We start from the raw sequence: 1,319 nt of genomic DNA, 5'->3' as shown, positions 1-1,319 counted from the left end.
TAAGCCTATGCTCAGGGGATAGCCCCAAGCCTCCTTCATAGGCTTAAATCCGTCCGGTCAAAACAGGGGCCAGCTCAGGTCGGAAAAGCCGCTCAGGAGATTGCATCGCTGCGCGAGTTCCTGTTTGAAGTGTTGCAGGATTGCACACCTGCAAATGTGAAGGCTTGATATGGCACGTCGTTCATCTCTCCTCGGGCCGGCGATTCAGGAGAAGCCGGCGCAAGACGCTGTGGCGGAGGCGCTACCTTCCCCCGTGCCGGATCAGCCGGCAGCACGATCCGGCGGGCGGCGAACCGGCAAGTATCATCTCGGAGCCTATTTCGATCCGGCAGACCCTACTGCGGAGGCCTTCCGAGTGCTGGCAGCGCGGACGCGGCGCAGCCATCAGGACTTGCTGGCCGAAGCGATTGCCGAGCTGGTGGCCAAGTATGACGCTAACCAGCAGTTTGGTCGGTGATAGTGTGCAATGTTGCACACTTGAAAACGTGCAAGGTTGAAATGTGAAGAAGCGACAGGACCCCAATCCGGAGTTCGATCTCTTCCTGCCGATAATGGGCGACCTTCCGCTCAAGGATCAGCGGGAGACGATGGAACGACCATTCTTCTCGTTGCAGAAGCGCAAGCGGGTCAAGCCAATCGAATATACCAGCCCCGATGGGGCGACCTGGGTGAAGATCGAAGCGATCCCGGCTTATGGCATGGCGACGATCTGGGATGCCGATATCATCATCTGGGCTACCTCGACGCTGAACCGGATGCGTGAGCAGGGGATCAACGACCTTCCTAGGACGCTCACGACCACATCCTACGACCTTTTGCGAGCGATCAAACGCGACACGAGCGGGAGGGCCTACCAGGAGCTGCAAGCGGCCCTGCAGCGACTACAAACCACTTCCATCTCTACGTCCATCCGCGCACCCAAGCGGCGCAGTAAGGCAGGCTTCAACTGGCTGGATAAATGGACCTTAGAGGTGGACCCAGACACTGACCAGCCCCGTGGCATGACCATCACTTTGTCAGTGACCCCGAGCTGGCAAAGGCGCTGGAGTGCCGCGCGCCCGAGCTGGAGCTGAAGCTGGAGCGCGGCCGGAGCATCGAGAAATCGCTGGAGCAGTCGATCGGGATCGGTCGCGAGCGTGACAGGGGCATGAGCCGATAAGAGGAAGACGTGATGGCGGATGACGAAGGGCCGAGTGAAGCCGCGCAGGCGTTCGAGGAGCTGCGCGCCGAGGTGACGCTGATGGTAAGCGTGGCGTGAGGACCGCAGTTTATGCGGCTTGGGCTGTTGGCTGATCTGTCTGGGGCACCCAGTTCCACGG

1 protein-coding gene and 1 pseudogene are annotated in these 1,319 nt (G+C 60.2%); both read left to right on the top strand.

Features of this window, described 5'->3' with window-relative positions:
* Positions 1-169 precede the first annotated feature (169 nt).
* Complete coding sequence (locus tag ACH0BU_RS18080; RefSeq protein WP_500264481.1) at positions 170-457, top strand: ribbon-helix-helix domain-containing protein; 288 nt, start codon at positions 170-172, stop codon at positions 455-457.
* A gap of 43 nt (positions 458-500) precedes the next feature.
* A pseudogene (locus ACH0BU_RS18075) lies at positions 501-1,019 on the top strand (replication initiator protein A); the annotation flags it as partial.
* Between the last annotated feature and the right edge of the window lie 300 nt (positions 1,020-1,319).

Origin of the sequence: Sphingomonas olei, assembly GCF_045369765.1 — a bacterium.
GTDB lineage: Bacteria > Pseudomonadota > Alphaproteobacteria > Sphingomonadales > Sphingomonadaceae > Sphingomonas > Sphingomonas panaciterrae.
This window is presented reverse-complemented; position numbering and strand designations above follow the sequence as displayed.

What these genes read in the sequence shown, in the direction of transcription:
- ACH0BU_RS18080 (WP_500264481.1), top strand. Translation starts at nt 170, where the DNA reads ATGGCACGTCGTTCATCTCTCCTCGGGCCGGCGATTCAGGAGAAGCCG.